The sequence below is a fragment of the Hahella ganghwensis DSM 17046 genome (assembly GCF_000376785.1).
Lineage (GTDB): Bacteria > Pseudomonadota > Gammaproteobacteria > Pseudomonadales > Oleiphilaceae > Hahella > Hahella ganghwensis.
In genome coordinates this window covers 27,706-50,358 of record NZ_AQXX01000135.1, presented here as the reverse complement: position 1 = coordinate 50,358, position 22,653 = coordinate 27,706, and the positions used below count along the sequence as shown (strand labels likewise).

The 22,653-nt window shown below is 49.5% G+C and carries 20 protein-coding genes; 8 read left to right on the top strand and 12 right to left on the bottom strand.

Going from position 1 to position 22,653, the window contains the following annotated elements; genetic code table 11:
• The first annotated feature begins 4 nt into the window (after positions 1 to 4).
• The 3 genes from urtC to urtE are packed head-to-tail and all read left to right on the top strand — an operon-like array spanning position 5 to position 2,737.
• On the top strand, positions 5 to 1,249 hold the full coding sequence (gene urtC / locus F566_RS0123760) for an urea ABC transporter permease subunit UrtC (protein ID WP_020409532.1): 1,245 nt from the start codon (positions 5 to 7) through the stop codon (positions 1,247 to 1,249).
• A gap of 32 nt (positions 1,250 to 1,281) precedes the next feature.
• Positions 1,282 to 2,040, top strand: coding sequence for an urea ABC transporter ATP-binding protein UrtD (gene urtD, locus F566_RS0123755; protein WP_020409531.1), 759 nt, complete (start codon positions 1,282 to 1,284; stop codon positions 2,038 to 2,040).
• 1 nt (position 2,041) lies between these two features.
• Positions 2,042 to 2,737 carry an urea ABC transporter ATP-binding subunit UrtE gene (gene urtE / locus F566_RS0123750; protein ID WP_020409530.1) on the top strand — a complete coding sequence of 232 codons (696 nt, stop codon included), beginning with the start codon at positions 2,042 to 2,044 and terminating at the stop codon, positions 2,735 to 2,737.
• Positions 2,738 to 2,811: 74 nt separating this feature from the next.
• Here urtE and F566_RS0123745 read toward each other — a convergent pair whose 3' ends face one another.
• From F566_RS0123745 to F566_RS0123735, 3 genes are all read right to left on the bottom strand, one after another.
• On the bottom strand, positions 2,812 to 3,633 hold the full coding sequence (locus F566_RS0123745) for an AraC family transcriptional regulator (RefSeq protein ID WP_020409529.1): 822 nt from the start codon (positions 3,631 to 3,633) through the stop codon (positions 2,812 to 2,814).
• The gene (locus F566_RS0123740) at positions 3,614 to 4,048 is read right to left on the bottom strand and encodes a VOC family protein (protein WP_020409528.1); all 435 of its coding nucleotides are present in this window, start codon (positions 4,046 to 4,048) and stop codon (positions 3,614 to 3,616) included. Before F566_RS0123740 ends, F566_RS0123745 begins: the two co-directional genes overlap by 20 nt.
• A gap of 216 nt (positions 4,049 to 4,264) precedes the next feature.
• A complete protein-coding gene (locus F566_RS0123735; RefSeq protein ID WP_020409527.1) occupies positions 4,265 to 4,840 on the bottom strand; it encodes a YceI family protein in 576 nt (191 codons plus the stop codon).
• Between the two features lie 265 nt (positions 4,841 to 5,105).
• On the opposite strand from F566_RS0123735, the gene F566_RS0123725 reads away from it, so the two are divergent.
• Positions 5,106 to 5,975: an EAL domain-containing protein gene (locus tag F566_RS0123725; RefSeq protein WP_245555294.1), complete on the top strand. Its 870-nt coding sequence runs from the start codon at positions 5,106 to 5,108 to the stop codon at positions 5,973 to 5,975.
• A 67-nt stretch (positions 5,976 to 6,042) separates the two neighbouring features.
• Here F566_RS0123725 and F566_RS0123720 read toward each other — a convergent pair whose 3' ends face one another.
• Positions 6,043 to 6,900 (bottom strand): sulfurtransferase, encoded by an 858-nt coding sequence (locus F566_RS0123720; RefSeq protein ID WP_020409524.1) that lies wholly within the window; start codon positions 6,898 to 6,900, stop codon positions 6,043 to 6,045.
• 133 nt (positions 6,901 to 7,033) lie between these two features.
• On the opposite strand from F566_RS0123720, the gene F566_RS0123715 reads away from it, so the two are divergent.
• Positions 7,034 to 8,026, top strand: a complete 993-nt coding sequence (locus tag F566_RS0123715; RefSeq protein ID WP_020409523.1) for a threonine ammonia-lyase — start codon at positions 7,034 to 7,036, stop codon at positions 8,024 to 8,026.
• 49 nt (positions 8,027 to 8,075) lie between these two features.
• Here the strand turns inward: F566_RS0123715 and F566_RS0123710 are convergent, their stop codons facing one another.
• The 5 genes from F566_RS0123710 to F566_RS0123685 all read right to left on the bottom strand — a co-directional run bounded on the left by F566_RS0123710 (position 8,076) and on the right by F566_RS0123685 (position 13,522).
• Positions 8,076 to 9,989, bottom strand: a complete 1,914-nt coding sequence (locus tag F566_RS0123710) for an EAL domain-containing protein (RefSeq protein WP_020409522.1) — start codon at positions 9,987 to 9,989, stop codon at positions 8,076 to 8,078.
• 281 nt (positions 9,990 to 10,270) lie between these two features.
• Positions 10,271 to 11,065, bottom strand: coding sequence for an ABC transporter ATP-binding protein (locus tag F566_RS0123700; protein ID WP_020409520.1), 795 nt, complete (start codon positions 11,063 to 11,065; stop codon positions 10,271 to 10,273).
• On the bottom strand, positions 11,062 to 11,958 hold the full coding sequence (locus F566_RS0123695; protein WP_020409519.1) for an ABC transporter permease: 897 nt from the start codon (positions 11,956 to 11,958) through the stop codon (positions 11,062 to 11,064). Before F566_RS0123695 ends, F566_RS0123700 begins: the two co-directional genes overlap by 4 nt.
• A gap of 117 nt (positions 11,959 to 12,075) precedes the next feature.
• Entirely contained in the window at positions 12,076 to 13,035 is a 960-nt protein-coding gene (locus F566_RS0123690; RefSeq protein WP_020409518.1) for an ABC transporter substrate-binding protein, read from the bottom strand.
• A 67-nt stretch (positions 13,036 to 13,102) separates the two neighbouring features.
• Positions 13,103 to 13,522, bottom strand: a complete 420-nt coding sequence (locus F566_RS0123685; protein WP_020409517.1) for a hypothetical protein — start codon at positions 13,520 to 13,522, stop codon at positions 13,103 to 13,105.
• Positions 13,523 to 14,058: 536 nt separating this feature from the next.
• On the opposite strand from F566_RS0123685, the gene F566_RS0123680 reads away from it, so the two are divergent.
• Positions 14,059 to 15,654 (top strand): AMP-binding protein, encoded by a 1,596-nt coding sequence (locus F566_RS0123680; protein ID WP_245555293.1) that lies wholly within the window; start codon positions 14,059 to 14,061, stop codon positions 15,652 to 15,654.
• A gap of 58 nt (positions 15,655 to 15,712) precedes the next feature.
• Here the strand turns inward: F566_RS0123680 and F566_RS0123675 are convergent, their stop codons facing one another.
• Together F566_RS0123675 and F566_RS0123670 are read right to left on the bottom strand one after the other, a co-directional pair.
• On the bottom strand, positions 15,713 to 17,392 hold the full coding sequence (locus F566_RS0123675; RefSeq protein ID WP_020409515.1) for an ABC transporter permease: 1,680 nt from the start codon (positions 17,390 to 17,392) through the stop codon (positions 15,713 to 15,715).
• A 30-nt stretch (positions 17,393 to 17,422) separates the two neighbouring features.
• Complete coding sequence (locus F566_RS0123670) at positions 17,423 to 18,466, bottom strand: Fe(3+) ABC transporter substrate-binding protein (RefSeq protein WP_020409514.1); 1,044 nt, start codon at positions 18,464 to 18,466, stop codon at positions 17,423 to 17,425.
• A gap of 493 nt (positions 18,467 to 18,959) precedes the next feature.
• On the opposite strand from F566_RS0123670, the gene F566_RS0123665 reads away from it, so the two are divergent.
• On the top strand, positions 18,960 to 19,538 hold the full coding sequence (locus F566_RS0123665; protein WP_020409513.1) for a hypothetical protein: 579 nt from the start codon (positions 18,960 to 18,962) through the stop codon (positions 19,536 to 19,538).
• Positions 19,539 to 19,845: 307 nt separating this feature from the next.
• The gene (locus tag F566_RS0123655; protein WP_020409511.1) at positions 19,846 to 21,183 is read left to right on the top strand and encodes an HD-GYP domain-containing protein; all 1,338 of its coding nucleotides are present in this window, start codon (positions 19,846 to 19,848) and stop codon (positions 21,181 to 21,183) included.
• A gap of 129 nt (positions 21,184 to 21,312) precedes the next feature.
• On the opposite strand, the gene F566_RS0123650 is transcribed toward F566_RS0123655, so the two are convergent.
• Positions 21,313 to 22,335 carry a hypothetical protein gene (locus tag F566_RS0123650; protein ID WP_157497041.1) on the bottom strand — a complete coding sequence of 341 codons (1,023 nt, stop codon included), beginning with the start codon at positions 22,333 to 22,335 and terminating at the stop codon, positions 21,313 to 21,315.
• Between the last annotated feature and the right edge of the window lie 318 nt (positions 22,336 to 22,653).

Here is a 22,653-nt window from a genome sequence, read left to right as displayed (position 1 = left end):
CAAGATGAAACTGGGACCTGTAACTCAATTCCTGATGAACGACACAGCGGGCAAGTATCTGTTGTCTGTATTGTTGGGCATCGCCCTTGTGATACCTGCTTTGAACCTGATGATGCCGGAAGGCTCAGCTCTGCATGTGTCCACCTATACACTGACTCTGTTAGGAAAGTATCTGTGCTATGCGCTGCTTGCGCTGGCTGTTGACCTGATCTGGGGATACTGCGGCATTCTCAGTCTTGGTCATGGCGCGTTCTTTGCGTTGGGTGGCTACGCCATGGGAATGTACTTGATGCGTCAGATCGGGGACCGAGGCGTTTACGGTCATCCGGAACTGCCTGACTTTATGGTATTTCTGAATTGGGAGGAGCTCCCCTGGTACTGGTTTGGCTTTGACAACTTTTTCTTTGCCATGATCATAGTGGCGCTGGTGCCCGGTATCCTGGCCTTTGTATTCGGTTGGCTGGCATTTCGTTCCAGAGTGACCGGGGTGTACCTGTCGATCATTACTCAGGCGTTGACCTATGCTCTGATGCTGGCGTTTTTCCGTAACGATATGGGGTTTGGTGGTAACAATGGCCTGACCGACTTCAAGGATCTGCTTGGGTACAATCTTCAGTCAGATACGACACGAGCAGTGTTGTTTGTTGCCTCAGCGCTCTCATTGGTCCTTGGATATATTCTTTGTCGCTACATTGTTTCCTCCAAGCTTGGTCGTGTCATGGTTTCTGTGCGTGACGCAGAATCCCGTACCCGATTTCTGGGCTACCGGGTTGATAAATTCAAACTCTTTGTTTTTGTTGTCTCGGCTGTTCTAGCTGGTGTCGCCGGCGCCCTCTATGTCCCTCAGGTGGGAATTATCAATCCGGGTGAGTTTTCTCCCATCAACTCGATTGAAATCATTATCTGGGTGGCCGTCGGAGGGCGTGGCACTTTATATGGTGCCATCGTGGGGGCGGTGTTGGTGAACTACGCCAAAACCTACTTTACCGCCGCTTTCCCTGAGCTATGGCTGTTCTTTTTGGGGGCGCTGTTTGTGGTGTCGACACTGTATCTGCCCCGTGGCGTTGTCGGACTTGCGGAGCAGATCCTGGAAAAATGGCGGAGCAGACACGCTGCCTCCCTGGAAACGTCTGGACAAAATGCCACTGGGCAAGCGGCATCTGCAAGAGATCATTCACCGCCAGAAGATGAAAAGAATGACGATGCCGGGACTAACAGAAAGTCAGCAGTGGAACTTTCGACCAACTGACCATGTGAGCAACAGGAAAGGGCAAGCAAATTATGCAAGCAAAACATATCAGCCAGCCATCGATACTATATCTGAATGGTGTTTCCGTCAGCTTCGATGGTTTTAAGGCGTTAAACAGTCTTTCTCTGGATCTCCGTCCCGGAGAACTGCGGGCGATTATCGGACCCAACGGCGCCGGTAAAACAACCATGATGGATGTGATTACCGGGAAGACTCGTCCAGACGAGGGAGAGGTGATATTCAATAATCGGGTTGACCTGACCCAACATGATGAGGCCGCCATTGCCAATATGGGGGTCGGGCGGAAGTTCCAGAAGCCGACCGTCATTGAATCCCTGACGGTATTTGAGAATCTTGAATTAGCATTGGCCGGTGGAAGAAGTGTTCTGGCCTCTCTATTTCATAAGCTGGGGGCACGGCAGAAAGAAAGGATTGACGAAATTCTGGTTCTGGTGGACCTGGTACAGCGCTCTGATGAACTGGCTGGTGCATTATCCCATGGCCAGAAACAGTGGCTGGAGATCGGTATGCTGTTGATCCAGGAGCCTGAGCTGCTCCTTATTGATGAGCCGGCCGCTGGAATGACCGATGTGGAGACAGAGAAAACGGCCGAGTTGTTCAAGGAAGTGTCGAAAAAACACTCTCTGGTGGTTGTTGAGCATGATATGGATTTTGTGCGGGCTCTGGAGTGCAAAGTAACGGTGCTGCACGAGGGCCGGGTGCTGGCTGAGGGAAGTCTGGACCAGGTGCAGAAGAACGAGCAGGTAATTGAAGTATATTTGGGACGCTGACATGCTACAGGTAGAAAACGTTGATTTGTATTATGGTGCCAGTCAGGCGCTCTACGGTGTCAATATTAACGCCGAGCCGGGGCAGGTGACCTGTATATTGGGGCGAAACGGGGTTGGCAAAACTTCTCTGTTAAGAGCGTTATCCGGCCATCAGTCAGTACAGGGTGGTAGTATGAACTGGGATGGCTGTTCCTTGAATAAAATGAGCGCCAGTGATCGTGCCCGTTTGGGAATCGCTTATGTTCCCCAAGGGAGAGAAATATTTTCCCAGCTCAGTGTACTGGAAAACCTCAAAACCGGTTTTGCGGCATTGCCTCGCAGCCAGCGCTTTATACCAGATGAAATATTTACTTTGTTTCCGGTGTTGAAGGCCATGCTGAAGCGTCGGGGAGGTGATCTATCCGGTGGTCAACAACAACAGTTGGCTATTGCCAGAGCGCTGGTGACGCGTCCCAAACTGTTAATGCTGGACGAGCCCACTGAGGGTATCCAGCCTTCCATTATCAAAGATATTCAACAAGTGATTGCTCAGCTCCGTGATCGTGGTGAAATGGCCATCGTACTGGTGGAGCAATACCTGGACTTTGCCTATGAGCTGGCAGACTCCTATGTGGTTATGGATCGGGGTAATGTGGTTTTGAGCGGAACAGGGGAGTCTATGGATAAAGAGCAGGTCCGGGGTTATATGACGGTATGACCAGGATTCCGTAACCAGTGTCGGTATCGTCTTTCTTCTGTGATATAGGTTTGCAGGCTGAGGAATCTGCGGCGTCACTTTGCCACGACCGGGATGTAGATATCGACCCAACTGGATTCCTGGTTGGGATCATACCCGGCCGGGTAATACTCAAAATCGACGCCTTTTACCGTCAGTTTTGACTGTTCAGGAAGCCAGATGCCCCAAATGTAGTTAAACGCCTGTAGCATGGTTGAAGCCTGTCCCTGATGGCGAAATACTTTGTAATGCTGAGCGGGAATATGAATGGCTTCAAGGCCAGACAAATCATTGACAGAGTTTGCTTTTATCGAGGCGTAGTAACGAAAGGAACTGTTGTCGCCGTCGCAACTTAATGTGACTCCCCAGCTGTTACCCTGCTGTGAATATCTTTGGTGAAAGCGCTGCCACAGGGCCTCAATGTCGCATATCTGGTGGTAGCTATAAATGCCCCCAATTCCGTGCAGGGTGAACTCTGGAAGCATTTCGTCGCGACAGGTCAGGGGGGGAGGTGGCATGAAGGTTTCCTGCCAAGGCTGCTTCAACAGGAGGCTCGGGTGCTGGTGGCCTTTCTGCAATGCTTTGGGGGTGATGCCGAACATTCTGGAAAATGCCCGGTGAAAAGCCTCTTGGGATTGGTATCCGCAGTCCAGGGCGACATCCAGTATTCTTGCGCCTTTCTGTATGGCCTCCGCGCCGCGGGCCAGGCGTAACCGTCTTAGATAGGTCTGTAAAGGTTCCTGGGTGGCTGCATGGAACGCCCGGCACAGATGGTACTTGGAGTAACCTGTTTTCTGTGCCAGGGTGTCCAGATCCAGCGCTTCATCGCTGGAGTCTGTTAAAAATTTTAATAATGCTTCAAGAAACCGGGACTGCATCGCTGGTGTAATTTTTACTGAATTCTTCAGAGGGCGGAATAATCTCAATTAGATCAATCAGTAAACCAGAGACCGGGGATGCCACGATGAAATGGCGTTGCCCCCAAGGCTCACTTTTCAGTGGCAGGACCACCTGCCAGTTTTGATCCTTGCACTGTTGATAGTAGGCGTCAATATCCTTCATTTCGATATTGAGAATCAATCCCTGTACCGGCTGGCGATATGCCTCAGGCACGCTCTCATGATCAGCCTGGACAAATGCGATGTTGACTGAAGGCTGGCCTTTCATAGTGAGATGCCAGTACCAGTCGGATTCGAATACGATCTCAAAGCCCAGGTTTTCCTGAAAAAAGGCCACCAGTTTTTCGCCTTCATTGGTGCTGATTACCGGGTAGTAGCTGGTCAGGTTTTTCATGATTGTTTCCTCGTTTGAATGATGATTTGGTCTTGTGACCGAACTCAAGAGGAACTCTAATCAATGGCCGAGCCGTTTTTTTGATCGGAATTGCGCTTTGTCAATCAGCCGACGAAAAACCTATTCGAGCTGGCGCAATTCAATCTGGCTGTGTATTCGATGAATACTAAGTGAAGTGAATCTCCCCAATCATTACTGATTGGGGAGAAAGTCAGATTACTCGGAATCGAATGTCAGGTTGAAGCTGACTGGAACGGCAATGCTGATGGAAGGTAGTTTGGCAATTTCCTGAAGTTTCTTAACACCGTCATTCAACGCAAAATCGGCCGCGTTGATGATCAGTGGCTGCAGGGTGGAAACAACCACTTGTTTGTCTGAAATACGATTGACCAGAACCTCTGCCGTCACCTCTTTACTGACATTGTGCAGCTCAAGGGTTCCTTTCAGATTGGCGGTCATGCTCTGGCCGGAGGCTGTTTGCTTGATTAACGCAGGATCCAGCTTGACTGTATATACGGCTTTCGGAAAGCGTTCAGTCTGAAACAGCTCTTTCTTCATGCGCTCATTACGGATATCGATGTTGGTGGCAACACTGCCCAGATCAATTTCCAGTACTGCTTCGCCAGCGTCGTTAATGGTGCCTTCCAGACGATCAAAACGATGGACTTCAGCCACATCTGTCGCTTTGACAGAAATAAAGCTCAAACGTGATTCATCATTGTTCAGTTTCCAGCTTGCAAACACAGAGCTGCTGATACAACACAGGCCAATTAATAAGTACTTTGCTTTCATATTCTCACCTCACTGTGATAGGGGTTGGGTTGCCCTTGATTTCGCGAAATTTTTATGACTTCTGCGATGGGGCGTCAACTCTATCAAAAAATAAGGTCTTTAAAGAAGTCCCGGATTTCAATCAGTTAACCCTCCTCTTGATTGAGGGGCAGATTATTGGGGCTATAAAAGACTTATTTCATGCAGAGTATTTGAGCCGACTCAAGTCTGCGAAGTTTTCGGTCCTTGTCTACTCTTAAGGAGAGTGGGCAGGCGGCAGCTTCTGGTGTGGCAGTCTGATTGGCGGGTATCTGTAGCGGTAAAGCGCTTTGCGGTCATAAAAGCCGTCATTTTGGGGTATAGACCAATTCTGGATAAGGTTATTGAAATGGATAACAAAGCTAAGGAATTTAATCGTACTATCTGCGCTCATTGTATGAATGATGCGCAGTTGGAATTTGATTTTACAATGGCCTTTCAGCCCATAGTGAACTGCAGGACGCATGAAGTGTTTGGCTATGAAGCACTGATAAGGGGTGTGAACGGCGAGTCTGCCGGTTCTATCATATCGCAGGTCAATGAGGGTAACCGGTATGTTTTTGACCAGTTTTGCAGAGTAAAGGCGATCACGTTGGCTTATCAGTTGGGCTTGGATTCGGTTCTGAGTATCAATTTTCTTCCCAATGCCATATACCAGCCTGAGAGGTGTCTTCGTACAACCCTGGATGCGGCCAGAGAGTTTGGGTTTCCTATAGAAAAGATTATGTTTGAATTCACCGAAGTGGAAAGGATTGATGACAGCGAACATGTGAAAAACATCGTCGAGTGCTATCACGCGCTCGGGTTCAGAACCGCCATTGATGATTTTGGGGCAGGGTATTCCGGCCTCGGGTTACTGGCGGATTTTCAGACCAACGTGGTAAAGCTGGACATGGCACTGATTCGGTGTATCGAAAAAGACAGGATTCGCCAATCGATTGTTCAGAACTGCCTGAATATTTTTTCTGACATAGGTATTACACCATTGGCAGAAGGTGTGGAAACGCCAGAAGAACGGTCATGGCTTCAGGAGGCCGGAGTTGAGTTAATGCAAGGGTATTTGTTTGCAAGGCCCGGTTTTGAATGTTTGCCGGAAGTCAGTGCTGCCTCCTGGTAATTGTCAGGAAAAGCCCTCCTAAAGAAGAGGGCTATATTCTTTTATTGCCAAATTGTTAGCTTCTGTGTCAATCATCACCAAGGGCAATCGGACGGTTGGAATCGGTTATCCAGTCACTCCAGGATCCGGCGTAAAGCAAAGGCATTGGCATCCCCGCCAGAGTTGCTGCCAGGATATTGTTGCAAGCCGTCACACCTGAACCGCAATAACAGACAATTTTCGTTTGTTCACCAGAACTATTGATAGCTTTGGGGAGTGATGATCTCAGACCCTGTCGTAACTCCTCCGCGGACTTGAATCGTCCTCCGGAATCCAGGTTGTTGGTAAATGGATGGCAGGCGGCCCCGGGGATATGCCCGGCAACCGGGTCGATAGGCTCAACCTCTCCACGGAAGCGCTGTTCTCCCCTGGCATCGAGCATGATCAGGTTCGGAGTGTCGAGTTGATTCAGCAGATCTGAAGCAGTAACGATCATTGTGTTATCGGTTTTGACGGGGTAGTGAGAGGTTGTCGTTTCAGGGATGTCATCTGTGACCGGATAGCCTGCTTCCAGCCAGGCGTTCCAGCCTCCATCCATCACGGCAACGTCATGATGGCCGACCCATTTAAGCATCCACCAGAGTCTGGCGGCGTATGCACCCCCAGCGTCGTCATAGGCAATCACCTTTGAGTCGGGCTTGACTCCCCAGTGTTCCAATGTTGCTTGCCATGTTTCCGAGTCTGGCAGAGGGTGGCGCCCAGTTACGCCTTTAACGACTGGAGCAGAGAGGTCCTGGTTGAGGTCGGCATAGATGGCGTCGGGAATATGCCCTCGCTGATACTCCTGTCGACCCTTGTCCGGCTGGTCCAGAGCAAAACGGCAATCGAAGATGACAAGATCTGTATCCTCCAGTTTGTTCAGGCAATCATGTGCGGTCGTTAGCATTCTGCATCCTTGTTTTGGGTTTATTCGGCAATATTGATGGCTATCACAGCCCTGAGGGTGAATGAAGAGTAAGCTTCACGTTTCAATGCCCTCCCGTTGTTTCAATCACGTCAACAGACCCTAGGATAGCCTAATGACCCGGGAAGCTACAGCAGACATCAGGGACGTTCTGAAAGCACGGCAAACAGTTGCCAGGAACCTGAAACCCACCCAATTGATCAGATACGAGAGTCTCTCCCGGTTGATTGGTGCGGATGTTTATGTCAAACACGAAAACCATCATCCATCCTCCAGCATGAAGATACGCGGTGCGGTCAATCTCGTCTCCGAGTTGCGTCGAAACGGCGTGACTGAACTTGTCACTGTTGCCTCTGGAAATCACAGTGTCGCTCTGGCATATGCTGCCCACATGTTTGCAATGCGTTTGAGGGTAGTGGCTGCGAAAGGAGCAAATCCTTTGTTGCTGGATCGCCTGAAAGATGCGGGGGCAGAGGTCAGCATCAGTGGAAGCAATGATGCGGAATCCCTGCGTCTGGCTCAGGGCGTCGAATCACGAACCGGACACTATTTCGTACATCCGGCGGAAGAAAATGAGTTTATCAGTGGTTGTGGTACGGCCTGTCTGGAGGTTCTGGAGGAGCTTCCTGATACAGATGTCATGATAGGCAGCCTGGGTTACGGTACCTGCATCTCTTCGACTATCGCTGTGACGTCCGTCATCAGTCCCAAAGTCCGGGTGATCGGTGTGCAGGCGGAGCGGGCTCCGGCGGCCTATCTATCCTGGCAGAACGGGCGAATCGTTGATCAGGCGCAGAGCACTTTTGCCACTGAGCTAGCCGTCAGTACTGCTTTTGCGCAGCCTTTTGGGATATATGCCCGAAAGCTGGCAGATTTTCTCCTATTGACCGAAGAAGAGCTGCACGAGAGCGTTGCATTGGCGGCTTTCCATTGCCGGCAATTGGTGGATGCTGCGGGGGCTGCGCCGATAATGGCGGCCTACAGGTTGAAAGAAAGGTTGGCGGGTAAGACCGTGGTGCTCTATATGAGTAGTAGTTTTGCGTCGCCTGATGAGCTGGAAGAAGCTTACACGTTGCCGGCTTTCCGCTCCGGTATCCCGGGTTGCTGATGGAACAGGTTTTTAAAGGCTTGTGCGAATCTGGAATCGAGTCCTGGATTTAAACTGTCTCACTGCTTACATCCTGGGTTAACAGGCGGGTGATTTCCTCTGCGCTGACCGGTTGGCTGAAGTAATATCCCTGGCCGATATCGCAGCCTAATTGACTGAGAAGATCCAGTGTCTCCCTGCTTTCAACACCTTCGGCGACGGTTGTCATGTTCAAGTGATGAGCCAGACTGATCATAGTGTCTACGAGGGCAAGATCGCGACGGGATTTGGCGATATCATCAACGAATATTTTGTCGATTTTGAGTGTGCTGACGGGAAGTCGTTTCAGATAGTTTAGCGACGAATACCCTGTCCCGAAGTCATCCACTGACGCATTGATACCCATTTTCCGGAGCGCCTGCAGAGTAAGAATGGTTTCATCCATATCGTTCATGATTACGCTTTCGGTAATCTCGATTTCAAGGCTTGCCGGAGCGACCTTGTATTGACTGATCAGATCCTCAACCGTGTGCAGAATCTGGTTTTTTTGGAAGTGCTGTCCTGAGATATTCACTGCAACGTGAAAGGCTTTGCGATTGAATGAGGACCATTGACTCAACTGTCGGCATGCCTCCTCCAGTACCCAATTCCCGATTTCGGTAATAAATCCGTTTTCCTCAGCGGCAGGAATAAAATCCATTGGTGAAATGATTTGGCCGGTAGATTTCTTCCACCGGATCAGGGCTTCAACGCCAATGGTATGGCCTGTTCTCAGGTCCACTTTGGGCTGGTAAAGCAGGTAAAACTCCCGGTTATCAATGGCTCGCTTGAGATTGTTTCTAATATTCATCCGGTGGCTGGTCAGGAGTTCCAATTCACGGGCAAAAAACTGTACGTTGTTGCGACCCTTGTTTTTGGCGTGATACATCGCCATGTCGGCCTTTCTGATCAGGGTCTCGGCATCGGATCCATCGGCAGGGAACAGGGCAATGCCCACAGATGTCGTCAGATGCAATGTCTGGTTTTTGATTTCGAAAGGTTTCTCGATAATCTGGCGAATATTTTCTGCGGCAAGACTGACTTCGAAGGAACTGCGGATATTTTCCAGAAACAGAATAAATTCGTCGCCGCCATAACGTGCCAGTGTTGATCTGGGGGGGATGTCGCTCTGTAGCCGTTTTGCTACTTCCATCAGCAGGTTGTCACCCATTTCCAGGCCAAGAGTGTCATTGATGTATTTGAATCCATCCAGACCGATAAACAATATCGCGTGTTCTTCATCGTCTTCGCTTCCTGTCTGGATTGCATGATTAATGCGATCGTATATCAGAGCTCGGTTGGGAAGTCGGGTCAGATCGTCATGGTAGTTTTTATGGATGGCCTGCTGTTCCCGGATTCGGATTTCTGTGATATCGCAGAAGCTCCAGACTCTTCCAACATTCCGGTCATGGTGATAGCGGGGGTTGGTGTTGCATTCAATAAAGCGGCCGTCTTTCGTTGAGAGCACCGCATAACTGGGCTGGTCGAGATATGTTTTATTAAATTCCCAGAGTTGATCAAATTCGTCCTGGTTCCGCATGATGGTTGAGAGTTTGTTCTTGATGATCTGTCGATTGTCTGGAGAATTCTTTCCAAGTTCCAGGCTGAACATGGACAAAAACATTTCATTCCAGGTAACTGGATTGCCATCCTCGTCGAATACCACAATGCCATCGTAGGTCGCATTCAAAGTGGCGTTCAGCAAAGAAATGGAGTGTTCTAGCTCGCGCTTTGTGATTTCAGTTTGTGCCAGGTGGTAGGTAAGCTGCTGGAAGCGCTCGCTAAGTTGGTTGCTGGTGTTATGCAGCTGATGCTTGAGATCCTGAAGTTCACCTTCAGACGAACAGTAGGTTTTTTCTATTTCCTGTAGAAATGGCGCCAGTAAATTCAGGTCGGCATCTTGAGGTATCAGTTCTTTTATCTGCTTCTTTAAAAGTTTGTGCATATGGTTCTGCTTTTTGGAAACCGTTATTTGGGAAACCAATAGGGGGAGCGGTCGCCCGCGTCTGGTTCTTTAAGCTTCCTGCAACAACGTTTAAGTCTAAATATAGCTAAGCTTCAGGGGGGCTGCCTAGTTGTTGTTTGTTAAATTTGGGAATAAATGACCAAAACTATCATTTTGGGTGGCAGATTTTCATTGGGAATATATAAAAAAGGCGGCTCTGGTGCCGCCTTTGGAGAAGAATTTGATTTTTAGCCTAATTTCGCTTTCTGTCTGGTTTTTTATCAACCAAGGAGTAAGGCATCGTCAGCAAGTGCTTCGCCCCGCTTACGCTCAAACAGGTTAAGCAGGTCTGTCACGGTAGTGGATTCGCGTTCCTCGCCATGGATATCGAAGATAATCTGCCCTTCGTGCAACATCAAAGTTCGATGACCATAAGAAAGTGCCTGTTGCATACTGTGTGTCACCATCATCACCGTCAGTTGGTCGGCTTCGACTATCTCGGCTGTTAGCTTCAGTACATAATTGGCTGTTTTGGGGTCCAGCGCGGCAGTATGTTCGTCCAATAGAAGAATTTCGATTGGCTGCAAGGTCGCCATCAGCAGGCTCAAAGCCTGCCTCTGACCACCTGAAAGCAGGCCAATCTTATCGTGTAAACGGTTCTCCAGGCCCAGCCCCAGGCTGGCGACGAGCTCTTTGAGTTCCTTTACTTTGCCGGACTTCAGTGCAGGCTTGAGGCCGCGACGCAGTCCACGGGATAATCCCAGTGCCAGATTTTCTTCCAAAGACAAGGTTTCGCAGGTGCCCATTTTAGGGTCCTGGAATACTCGTGCAACGGATCTGGCCCTTTTGTGTGTTGGCCAGCGGGTAACGTCCTGGTGTCCGATGATGATACGGCCCATTTCCGGCGGAATGTCACCAGAAATAGCGTTCAATAATGTACTTTTACCGGCACCGTTGCTGCCAATGACTGTGACGAACTGCCCTTGGGGGATGTTGAGGTCAATTCCTCTAAGAGCATGAACCTCAAGGGGGGTGCCTCGGCCAAAACAGACGTGAAGGTCTTTTACGCTGATCATTTCAATGCCCCGCTTTTCTTGAATACTGAACGCTTGGCGTTGGGCAGAACAATGGCAAAGGCCACAAGGGCTGCCGTAATCAGGTTGAGGTCCTGTGCCTGAAGACCGAGAAAGTCGGCATTCAGGGCTGCGGCAATGGCCAGCCGGTAAAGGATGGAACCGAGAATGCAGCCCAGCAAAGCCAGTAGTATGGTTTTGGGCGGGAGCACCGCTTCCCCTCCAATCACGGAAGCGAGCCCGATGACAATGACGCCGACTCCCATAGTGACATCTGCGGCGCCCTGAGACTGGGCGAACATGGCACCGGCCAGCGCTACCAGCCCGTTGGAGATGGCCATGCCCAGCATGATCATTCCACCGGTATTGATACCCTGGGCACGGGCCATGTTCTTATTGGCTCCAGCCGCTCTCATGCCCAGGCCAATCTCTGACGTCAGAAACAAGTACATCAGAGTGACAACAATCAGCACTACAACGCCAAAAGCCAGGGGTGTCGTGTAGTAATAGGGAAGGCCGAGGCTCTCAAACGGCATCAATACAGTATCTTCCCCCAGAAGCGCGGTATTGGGTTTTCCCATGATGCGCAGATTGACAGAATAAAGCGCAATCATGGTCAGGATGGATGCGAGCAAATGCAGGATGTTCAGTCTGACGTTCATCCACGCGGTGACCCAGCCAGCACAGCCGCCAGCAAGGATTGCCGCCAGAGTGGCCAGCCAAGGATTGACGCCGCTGACAATAAGTGTGGCGGAAACAGCAGCACCGAGTGGAAAGCTGCCATCAACTGTCAGGTCAGGAAAATCCAATACTCTGAACGAAATGAAAACACCGAAAGCGACCAGTGCGAATATCAGACCGGTTTCTATGGCGCCTAAAAAGGCAATTTGACTCAAAACATCCTCCAAATGTCGTTTTGGATTTGAGGTGAAGATGCAGGATTAATGTTCAATCAGAAAGGAAAACGGGCCGCTGATAAACACTTCCAGTATTTGCTGGCGGCCCGGAGAAGATTAACTTTCTACGATTTCCTTGGCTTCCTCAAGCAGTTCCTTGGAGAAGTCCACGCCCATTCTCTTGGCTGCTCCAGGGTTCAGGTAAAGTTCAAGCTTTTCCACCTGGCCGACAGGGATTTCGCTTGGTGTTTTACCAGACAAGATCTCTGAAACGATCGCGCCTGTCTGGCGGCCCACGTCATAGTAGTTAAATCCGTAAGCTGCGATAGCGCCACGTTTAACAGTATCGGTATCTGCAGCAATGACAGGAATCTGGTTTTGTTCGCCAACCTTGATCACAGCTTCAACGGCAGAGATCACAGTGTTATCGGTCTGCAGATAAATAGCGTCGACTTTGCCTACCAGTGATCTGGCCGCATTCAGGATTTCAGAACTTTTGGTCGCGGCGGCTTCGTGCAGAATGATGCCGTCAGGAAGTTCGGTCTTCAAGCGTTCAACCATGGATACGGAGTTGGCTTCGCCAGGATTGTAAATGGTACCGATATTTTTCGCACCAGGAAGAATTCTTTGGATCAACTCCATATGTTTGGCCAGGGGCAGCATATCAGTGGTGCCGGTGACTTTTCCGCCCGGGTTATCCAAAGATTTGACCAGCTTGGCTCCGACCGGATCTGTCACTGCCGAGAATACGATCGGAGTGTTGCGGGCAGCAGCAGCAGCGGTAATGGCTGACGGAGTCGCAATTGCTACAATGACGTCAGGCTCTTCGCCGGCAAACTTTTTGGCGATCTGGCTGGCAGTCGTTGGATTGCCCTGAGCACTTTCATACATCCATTTAAGGTTTTTACCGACCACATAACCCTGTTCGGCGAGCTCATCCTGGACACCCTGACGGCATGCATCCAGTGCAGGGTGTTCAACGATCTGGGTGATCGCGACGAATTTTTCCTCTGCCTGGACATTAAATCCGGTCAGCCCCAATAAAAGAAGGCCTGCAGTAAATATTTTCTTAATCATGAAATTTCCTCATTTCTTATCATGTCCGCAGGAGGATCCCAGAGGATGCTGCGGCCTGCCTGGTTTTCTAACTGCTGTTGGAGGTATTTTCCGGCGCGGTTGTGTGGTCATCCACCCGGAGGTCGGCACTCAGGTAAAGCTGCCTTCGGGAGAAGCCTTGAAGCCCGATGAAAAAGGTATATCCGAACCCCAGTAAAAACAGGAGCGATATGATGAGCAGAGAAATATTTTTGGTCAAGTTCGCATCGATACCAAATTGAATGGAGGTCACCAGGATTGATAGCTGCTCTATGAACAGATAAGCCGTCACCACTCCGCCAGCAAGACTGCTGAGCATCTGGCTGAATACGATCATGGCAGCCGGAATCTTGGCTTTGTGATGACATCGACTGCAGATGAATGATTCACTCAATTCGGTCTCATGATCATCTACGATGATGGGCTTAAGAATGCCTTGCTTACATTTTCGGCAGCGATATCTGTTCATGGGTCCAAGTCTGAAGGATGCGGGTAAGGAGCATTATAGTGATGCACGCAGCAATATCTATGACCTGTGTCGTTAATCCCGCATCCGCTGCATAGATTCCGCGGGATTATTGGTGGAACTGAGGTCCTCAGTATCGATTTTTGCCGGCGATCAGGAAAATCAGGGTTTAAATCGTTATTCCATTGAATCCCTTGGTTTTGTGTGCTTTGATTTTGCGAAGTAGGCCTGATACGTATTGGTACGAACAATGTAAACTTTCGTAATCAGGCAATTGGAGAGCGTTTTCATTTCAGAAGCTCTCTCAGAGGCTTCCTGACGAAAGGAAGCAGTTTCGGAATACGACACACTCAAAATTCCCAATGGTGCCGATGCAACTGACGCTGGAGTAGAGTGGGAGAGGTCTGTATCAGGCGCTAAAAACAACCATAATTTTAATAAAGAGAAGGCTAAAGAACACAATGGAGCTACACACCCATATACCGACTCCGCTGCAACGGCTTTATCACTGGGAGAAATCCCGGCCAAGTGACATCTATATGACTCAACCTATGGGAAATGGTGTCTGCGAAGAGTATACCTGGGCCCGCACAGCTCAGGAGGTGCGTCGCATGGCAAACTACCTCAAATCTCTGGGTTTGCCTGAAAACTCGAAAATTGGCATTCTGTCAAAGAATTGCGCGCACTGGATAATGTCTGATCTGGCGATCTGGATGGCGGGATATGTCTCTGTACCCCTGTATCCGACATTGCATGCTGACAGTGTCAAACAGATTCTTGAGCACAGTGAAACGAAGGTTCTGTTTGTCGGTAAGCTGGATGACTGGGACAATATGAAGGACGGTGTGTCTTCCGAAATGCATTGTATCTCTTATCCATTAAGTCCTCCAAATGACTACATTGGCTGGGATGAGATCGTTGATAAAACTTCACCGTTGACCGATAGCCCAGAGCGTTCTCATGAAGAGCTGGCGACGATTATCTACACTTCAGGGTCGACCGGTATGCCCAAAGGGGTGATGACTTCCTTCAACGCATTTTGTGTTGGTGCAGAGGGGGCAATCAATGAACTGAAAATCAGCCGCGAAGACCGGATGTTATCGTACCTGCCGCTTTCTCATGTTTTTGAGCGCTTCTGTGTAGAGGCAACCTCCCTGCAAATTGGCTTCCATGTCTACTTCGCAGAGGCGCTGGACACATTTGTTCAGGATCTGCAAAGAGCCCGACCAACGGTGTTTATCTCGGTGCCACGCCTTTGGACCAAATTCCAGGCAGGTGTACTGGCGAAGATGCCGGAGAAGAAACTGAACAAGATGCTCAAAATTCCGCTTCTTAACAAAATTGTGAAAAAGAAGGTGCTGACTGCGCTTGGTTTGCAGTACACCAGGATTGCCGGTAGCGGGTCTGCGCCGTTATCCCAGGATATTCTGAACTGGTATCGCAATCTTGGGCTGGAGTTGCTGGAAGGCTATGGCATGTCCGAAAACTTTGCGTACTCCCATATGACCAAGCCTGGCCGGACCCGGGTCGGGTATGTTGGTGAACCTATGCCAGGTGTTGAGCAGAGAATTAGCGGTGAGGGAGAGGTTCAGATCAAGAGTCCGGCCAATATGATGGGTTACTACAAGGATGAGGAGAAAACCCGGGAAGCCCTGACCGACGACGGTTGGCTGAGGACGGGCGATCGTGGTGAAATCGATGAAAAAGGCCGCCTTAAACTGACAGGTCGTACCAAGGAGCTGTTTAAGACGAGTAAAGGGAAGTATGTTGCTCCGGCGCCGATTGAAAATAAAGTGGTTTCCCTGTCCAGAGTTGAGATGAGTTGTGTGGCTGGAGCGGACTATCCTCAACCCTGTTGTCTGGTGATGCTGGCGGAAGATGCATATCCCAGACGCAGTGATCCTGCCTTCCAGAAAGAGCTGGAAGCAGATCTGACGGCGAAAATGAATGAGATCAATGCCTCGGTTGATCCACATGAGCAGTTGCAATTCATGGTTGTGGTGAAGGATCAGTGGACTATTGAGAACGATTTCCTGACGCCGACAATGAAGATGAAGCGGAATGTGATTGAGGATGAGTACAACCCTCTGATGGAGGGATGGTATGCCTCCCGTCAGAAAGTGATTTGGCAATAGAAGCTATCTTGCAATACTTCTCAGGCCATAACGAAAAACGCACCTGCCGGTGCGTTTTTTATGCCGATTTTTCGTTGTTGCTGGCTTTGTTTAGAAGTAATACCGGCAACAGGCCGACCACGACAATCATCAGTGCAGCCAGTGCGCTCTGCTCCAGCAGCTCATCTGAAGCATACTGATATACAAAGGTTGCCAGAGTCTCAAAATTGAAGGGTCTGAGTATCAGTGTGGCGGGCAATTCCTTCATGCAATCAACGAAGACAATGATAGCGGCGGCCAGTAGGCTCCGTCTGAGCAGGGGGAGGTGAATTCTACGCAGACTGGTCCAGGGGCCATGGCCAAGTGTTCTGGCTGCCTGGTCCATGGTTGGGGTGATTCTGGCAAGCCCGCTCTCCGCTGAGCCGAGAGAGACGGTCAGGAAGCGGGCGGAATAGGCATAAAGAATAGCGAATATGGTTCCGCTCAGCAGTAGCCCTGTTCCTGTATCAAACCAGGACTTGGCAACGCCGTCCACCCAATTATCAAAGGTTCCCAGTGGGACTATCACACCGACGGCCAATACGGCACCTGGCATTGCATAGCCTACAGAGGCCATTCTGACCATGGATTTGTTGAATCTTGATGGGGCGATTCTCTGAGAGTAAGCCAGCAAGGTGCCGACGATGATGAGAATCAGTGCAGCGAGAAACGAAAGTTGCAGTGAATTCAGGGCGTATTCTACAAAGTCGCTGGTCCAGCTCTGCTCGAAGTACAGTACAGCGTAGTAAGACAAAAGCCCGGCAGGTATCAGGAATCCGGCGAATACCAACAGGAAGCAGAATGTGGTTGCCATGACGGCATGCCTGCCGGTTAATCTGGTTGGCTCAAGTGGCCGAACCTTTACGCCGCTTTGATAGGTCTTTACCTGTTTTCTGCTGCTGCGCTCAAGGTAGAGAAGTAACAGGGCGATGCCGACCATCAGTGCAGCTATCTGTGCTGCTCCGCCCAAATTGCTGAGATTCAACCAGGTGTCATAAAGTCCGGCGGTCAATGTCTGTACAGCAAAGTAGCTGACGGTTCCATAGTCGTTCAGAGTTTCCATCAGGGTCAGGGCAAGCCCCACGGCAAGGGCGGGGCGAACTGTTGGGAGAATGACTCTGAACAGGGTTTTCAGAGTTCCTGCTCCCAGGGATCTGCTTGCCAGGATGAGGCTTTCGGATTGCTCCTGCAGCGCTGCCCGGCAGGTCAGGTAGATATAAGGGTAGAGAACCAGTGAGAACATCAATATAGCGCCTCCCAGACTGCGGATTTCCGGAAACCAGTAATCCCTGGGTGAGCTCCATCCAAACAATTCTCTTAAGGTGGCCTGAAACGTGCCGGAGTATTCGAGCAGGTCGGTATATACGTAAGCGATAACATACGCTGGAACAGCAAACGGAAGCAGTAGCGCCCAGGAAAAGAATCTGCGCCCCGGGAAATGATAATGAGCTACCAACCAAGCGCTGGTAAGTCCGAAAAAAGTGCTGAGCAGTCCTACTCCAAGCATCAACCAGGCCGTGGTAAGCAGGTAGCGCGGCAGGACGGTGCTGATCAGATGAGGCCAGATATTCTCATCGGGGAAAAAAGACAGGTATAGCACAGACACAAGCGGTATCAGGACGAGTACCGCCAGAAAGAAGGTCAGCCAGCGCCACCATTGGACAGGTTCTGTCTGCTGGTGGCGGCCGGCGTCAAAGACTGGAGCCGAGATGGCTTCCATTCAGTCAGGTCTCTTTATCATGTGGATTGATTAACCGTCAAAGTCGACCTTATCAACCAGTTTGACCGCCTGCTCACGATGTTTGGCAATTTCATCAAGGGAGAGGGTGTCTGCCTTGAACTCGCCCCAGGAAGATACCAGGCCGGAAGCCTTAACACCGGGTTTGACTGGATATTCAAAGTTCTGCTCGGAGTACATTCTCTGAGCCAGTTCTTCTGACAGGAATTCCATTAGTTTGATGGCGTTTGCTTTGTTGGGGGCCGCTTTGGTCAGGGCTACACCACTGACGTTGACGTGTGCGCCGCGGTTGGACTGGTTGGGGAACAGGATGTTTGCTGAACGTGCCCATTCGCTCTGGTTCTCGTCAGTCAGCATGACTCCGTAGTAGTAACTGTTACCAATCGCCAGATCGCAGATGCCTTCTTTGATGGCTTTGACCTGCGCGCGGTCATTACCTTGTGGCTTTTGTGCCAGGTTGGCCTTAACACCTTTTAACCATTTTTCGGTTTCGGCTTCCCCGTGATGAGCGATCATGGAGGCGATCAGGGCAATGTTGTACTGGTGCTTTCCGGAACGGGTGCAAATGCGTCCTTTCCACTCTGGATTACTCAGATCTTCGTAGGCAATACCGTTAATGTCAGTACGCTCTTTGGAGGCATAGACATTACGTACGCGAAGTGTCAGGCCAAACCAAAGATTATCCTTGGAGCGAAATTGCTGGGGAATGTTGTTGTTCAGAATGTCGCTGTTGACGGATTGAATCACATCCGCTTCTACAAGTTCTTGCAAACGCCCGATATCGACGGTGAGTACCAGGTCGGCAGGGCTGTTTGCCCCTTCGGTTTTCAAACGTTCTGCGACACCAGATTTGGCAAACACCACATTGGTTTCAATGCCTGTTTTGCGGGTAAAGGTATCCAGAATAGGTTGAATAAGGAAAGGCTGGCGATTGGAGTAGATGTTGACCTCATCAGCAGCGACGGCCTGTTGACCAGAGGTAAGCCCCGCAGCCACGACAAGAAGGCTGGTACTTAGGCGTTTAAGAGAAGGGCGCTTAAGAGAGGGGAACTTCATATTATTTTCCTTAATTGGAATTGTAAGGGATAGGTTGAATTAATGTTTATAAAAATATGAATGATAATAATTCTCAGTTTATATGTGAAGTGGCAGTTTTCAGGTAAGGAGATCTGACCTTATTGGTCGGGTGTCTTTGATTCTTTTGAAGAGCCGGGTTAGGGGGCATCATCTCCAGCGAAAATGTTCATTTTGGAAAGTGCTCAATACAAGAGGGGAAAGTCGAGAGAGTATTAATTCGAGTGCCTAGGTCGTTTTGGATAGAATGGCGGCTGGTTATCAATAGCGCGTTGTTCTCTGGTGTCAAAATTGATGTGCCGAATCAGGATTTTGTATAGCTTGTAAAGTCAGTATGGAGGTGGGGTATCGATTTGCAGGGTTTCTGCTATGTAGAGGATTGGGAATCTCAAGGTATGGAATTAAGCTGCGGGTAACCAGAGAACAAGAGAAGCAATAAAAACAGTTCGACGTTGAGAGCAAGGAGAGAGTAGTAATGAAATCTCTGGCAAGAGTTTTGGTATTGGTGTTTTTGGTTTTTATGAGTGGTTGTTCGACGACTTATTCCCATTTTGGTCGGTTTTATGCGGAAAATTCAGCCGGAGAGGCGCGGGAGTTTCTGTTGGAATGGGAGTCTACGGAGGGTTTGATGGGAGGGGTGTCCGCCTCAGATTTTTCACTTAAAACCCAGTGTAGTGCCAGAACCCTGGTGTTCAGAAATCAAGCTGCACTAGGTCATCATTGTGATGGGCCGGACGGAAGTCAGGTTGTGCTCTGCGCGCAACCGGAAGCTGACCTCACTTTGGATGGTCTTCCCGTAGCGTCGGTGAATGTTGCCTGCGGCAGTCTACGTGGCGCAAATGGCGCTGTAAAAGCAGAATCCTTCGGAAAGAACATTGAGCTGAGCGTATTCTGCTATCCGGCTGAAACTACGGTGGATACGGGGGAGGACAAACAGAATGTTGATTATCTCAAGGCCTCAGTGGTTCCTTATGCGGTAACAGTGAAAAAGGTTGTGAAAGGTAGCGGAGAAGACAGGCCTCCTGTCCTCAGTGACCGAGTCTGCTCTTCTTAGGGGAGGGCTCCATAATATCGATTTGGCCTGCTTTTCATGCCTGTTTGTTGTGTTTGTGTCTGTTTGTCAAAAAAGAAGAAACTGTCCTTTTGGACGATAGAGACTGTCTTGACCAATCCTGTAAAATGGTAGTTCTTTATAGCTGTGAACCAAGTCTCAGACTGTTTGTATATTTGTCCGCGTTTGTACATTTGGTAAAGAAATTCAGGCTTTGTGTTACTCAACTACTTCAAAATGTAGTGGAGTCTTGTGTGGCACAATGGAAAATGAAAGGTAGTAGAAGAACGTCTGTTCAGAGGTAAATGTAGTGGCAGCAGAGAGTATTAAAGTGTCAGTTTCCGAACTGTCTATTGGCATGTTCGTCGCTGACCTTGACAGACCCTGGTGTCAGACACCGTTTCCGTTACAGGGGTTCTACATTCGTAGCAGCGATGACATTCATGCCTTACAGTCCTACTGTCGTCATGTGTTTATTGATCGTCCCTTGGCGCGGTCTGCCTACGATAGGCTGGAGTCTGTCGACTCAGGTTTGCAGACTCGTCTGAAGGAGTTGCTTCAGTCGGGAGTTAATGCCCGCAATGATGAATCCCAGCAAAGACTTCCCCATTCACCCATTGTTATTCGTAAGCCCATCCAATATGACACCAAGGTGACCCTGAAAAAAGGAATACGTCAGGCTCGCAAGCTGGTTAAGGACATTGACGCTACGTTGGGGCGAATTCTTGAGGAGGTGAATGCAGGTTTGCCGGTGGATATTACAGTCACCGAAAAACTGGCTCATGATATGACTCAGAGTGTTCTTCAAAATCCTGATGCTCTGGTTTGGCTGTCCCGGGTTCAGAAAAAGGATGAGCATAGCTACTCTCATGCCGTGTCTGCGAGTATCTGGGGGTTGGTGTTGGGTCGTCATCTGGGGCTTTCTCCAACAGTATTGCAAACCCTTGCCTCCGGCCTGCTGTTGAGTCAGGTGGGTAAAGCCAAGTTGTCGGATGCACTGCTGAGTAAGAATCATTATCTGAACGCTGAAGAGTTCAAGCAATACAAGGCCTATGTGGAAGAAGGGGTGAATATTCTGATGGCCGATCCTGCCATCCCTCCCCAGGTGGTCACCATCGTCGAATATCACCGCGAGCGCCACAATGGCTCCGGGTTCCCCAAAGGGGTGAGCGGAGACAAGATTCCATTGCTGGCCAAAGTGGCTGGTCTTGTGGACTACTATCAGGAAATGATTGAGCCACGCCCTGGAGTCGAGGCAATGAAGCCTTCTGAGGCGGTTGCTCGTTTATACCAGGTTCGTAATATTGAGTTTCAGGAAGATTTGATCGAGCGCTTTATTGATGCAATCGGTGTTTATCCTACCGGCACCATGGTGGAGTTGAGTAATCATCAGATTGGCGTGGTTGTGGCGAACAATCCTGAGAGAAAGCTCTGGCCGACGGTGATGGTCGTGATTGATGAACATGAACGTCCCTTGAAGAAAGGTAAGGTGGTCAATCTCAGGGAATACAATGACAAAAAGAAGCGCCAGGAAGATTTTATACAGGTGATGCGAAGCTTGCCTTTTGGTGCTTATGATATAAACCCTGCTGAATATGTCTTGCCTGAGGTTATGGGGCGTTGGCGTGCCAGGAGTGTTCTGAGCTAACTTTGTAGAGGCTCACTTTCTCGTCTGTTTTTATATTTCAGAATTTGCTTGTTGGAAGAGGCTGCAAAAGCAGGACACTGCTATGCAGCCTTTCTTTTTGGGCGATTGTTGCTATTGTAGCGAGGGCGGTTACAGTAATCGAACGCGTAGAGACTTTTTATACCAGCGATAGTCTCCGTCCAATTTGATGTTGGCAATAATGGAGGTCTCCTGGCCGGATTCTCCGGTGGCGTAGAAGCCGAATCGGGCGCTGGCGGCAGAGCCATACTGTACTGCGGCAACTGAGCGTGGGGTGTCAGGAAAGTTGCCTTCGCTGTCTGGTAGTTCGTCTGTGGTCTTTACTTCCAGTTGTGCAATGTTCAGTCCCTGATTGACGGCCGAAATGGCGATGTCGTGGACACTGGTGTCGGCGGCATTGATTTCCACGATTCTCGGCGACAGGAAAATTCTGCTGGCAATGATGCTCGTGATTTCTTCTGACTGGGACTTGCCGAAAGTTTCCGCCTGTTCTGATGTCGGCATTTCTTTTACGCCATTATTGAGGCAGGCGGGTTGCTCAAGTTCCTGGCAGATATAGTTGATGAAAATATTCTCCGGGTTATCCGGCAAATCTTCGCTGCCGAAATTGCCGACGTCCTGATGAAAATTGATTGCGGTGTCGAAAGTGTAGGCTTCTATCGTGCTACGGACATCTGTAGGAATGTAAATCAGGGCGATTTCTTCTGAGTCTTTATCATCAGGAGGCGAGCTCAGAGCAAAAAGCAGTCGGGTCATGTTGACTATGTGTTCCAGTTTGGCGGCTTCTTCTACCAGGGCGGAATGATCTGTCATTCCTCGGACGAGGCTGCCTTCGTCAATCAGGTCAACCACGTCCTGATCGAAATCGATAATTGTGATGTACTGTTTTGTTGGAATGTCTTCTGCAAAGACGATATCACCCAGATAGAAGGTGATGGTCTCGCCTTTTCTGTACCTGAAGCGTCCCTTTTCATCGGTGACGCCGGATTTGCTGGCGGTACGGTAGGACATTCCCGCAATGCCTTCGTGGGTCAGGTAGCCAGTAATGGAGCCGTCGGAACTGCTGCTATCGTCACCTCCGCCACCACAAGCCACGAGAAAAAGTGTCAGGATTACTGCGAGCACTTGCTTCATACGGGAAAACAGTCCTTTACGTAAAGATGCATTTTCTATATTGAATTTGGCCAAATTATATAGATCGGTAAAATTCATAAACAGGAAGCCCATCCCAGTTTTCTTAAAATCCGAGCAGTTGTCTCAAAGTGGAGCTGACTTGGAGCCGACCCTTCCGATTTTGCATGAATACCTCTGTATCTTGATGAGAGTCTTTTTTCAAAATGAGCCTCTTTCTTAAAGCAAGAGTTATAAGGTTCTGGCGGAAGATACTGGGTGTTTATTCAGTTTTTGGGATTGAATTTTCAGTCGTTCACCACAATTTAGGAGAAGTTGAGC

Coding starts and splice junctions, on each gene's coding strand:
- urtC (WP_020409532.1), top strand. CDS start 5: ATGAAACTGGGACCTGTAACTCAATTCCTGATGAACGACACAGCGGGC.
- urtD (WP_020409531.1), top strand. CDS start 1,282: ATGCAAGCAAAACATATCAGCCAGCCATCGATACTATATCTGAATGGT.
- urtE (WP_020409530.1), top strand. CDS start 2,042: ATGCTACAGGTAGAAAACGTTGATTTGTATTATGGTGCCAGTCAGGCG.
- F566_RS0123745 (WP_020409529.1), bottom strand. CDS start 3,633: ATGCAGTCCCGGTTTCTTGAAGCATTATTAAAATTTTTAACAGACTCC.
- F566_RS0123740 (WP_020409528.1), bottom strand. CDS start 4,048: ATGAAAAACCTGACCAGCTACTACCCGGTAATCAGCACCAATGAAGGC.
- F566_RS0123735 (WP_020409527.1), bottom strand. CDS start 4,840: ATGAAAGCAAAGTACTTATTAATTGGCCTGTGTTGTATCAGCAGCTCT.
- F566_RS0123720 (WP_020409524.1), bottom strand. CDS start 6,900: ATGCTAACGACCGCACATGATTGCCTGAACAAACTGGAGGATACAGAT.
- F566_RS0123715 (WP_020409523.1), top strand. CDS start 7,034: ATGACCCGGGAAGCTACAGCAGACATCAGGGACGTTCTGAAAGCACGG.
- F566_RS0123710 (WP_020409522.1), bottom strand. CDS start 9,989: ATGCACAAACTTTTAAAGAAGCAGATAAAAGAACTGATACCTCAAGAT.
- F566_RS0123700 (WP_020409520.1), bottom strand. CDS start 11,065: ATGATCAGCGTAAAAGACCTTCACGTCTGTTTTGGCCGAGGCACCCCC.
- F566_RS0123690 (WP_020409518.1), bottom strand. CDS start 13,035: ATGATTAAGAAAATATTTACTGCAGGCCTTCTTTTATTGGGGCTGACC.
- F566_RS0123685 (WP_020409517.1), bottom strand. CDS start 13,522: ATGAACAGATATCGCTGCCGAAAATGTAAGCAAGGCATTCTTAAGCCC.
- F566_RS0123680 (WP_245555293.1), top strand. CDS start 14,059: ATGACTCAACCTATGGGAAATGGTGTCTGCGAAGAGTATACCTGGGCC.
- F566_RS0123675 (WP_020409515.1), bottom strand. CDS start 17,392: ATGGAAGCCATCTCGGCTCCAGTCTTTGACGCCGGCCGCCACCAGCAG.
- F566_RS0123670 (WP_020409514.1), bottom strand. CDS start 18,466: ATGAAGTTCCCCTCTCTTAAGCGCCCTTCTCTTAAACGCCTAAGTACC.
- F566_RS0123665 (WP_020409513.1), top strand. CDS start 18,960: ATGAAATCTCTGGCAAGAGTTTTGGTATTGGTGTTTTTGGTTTTTATG.
- F566_RS0123650 (WP_157497041.1), bottom strand. CDS start 22,335: ATGAAGCAAGTGCTCGCAGTAATCCTGACACTTTTTCTCGTGGCTTGT.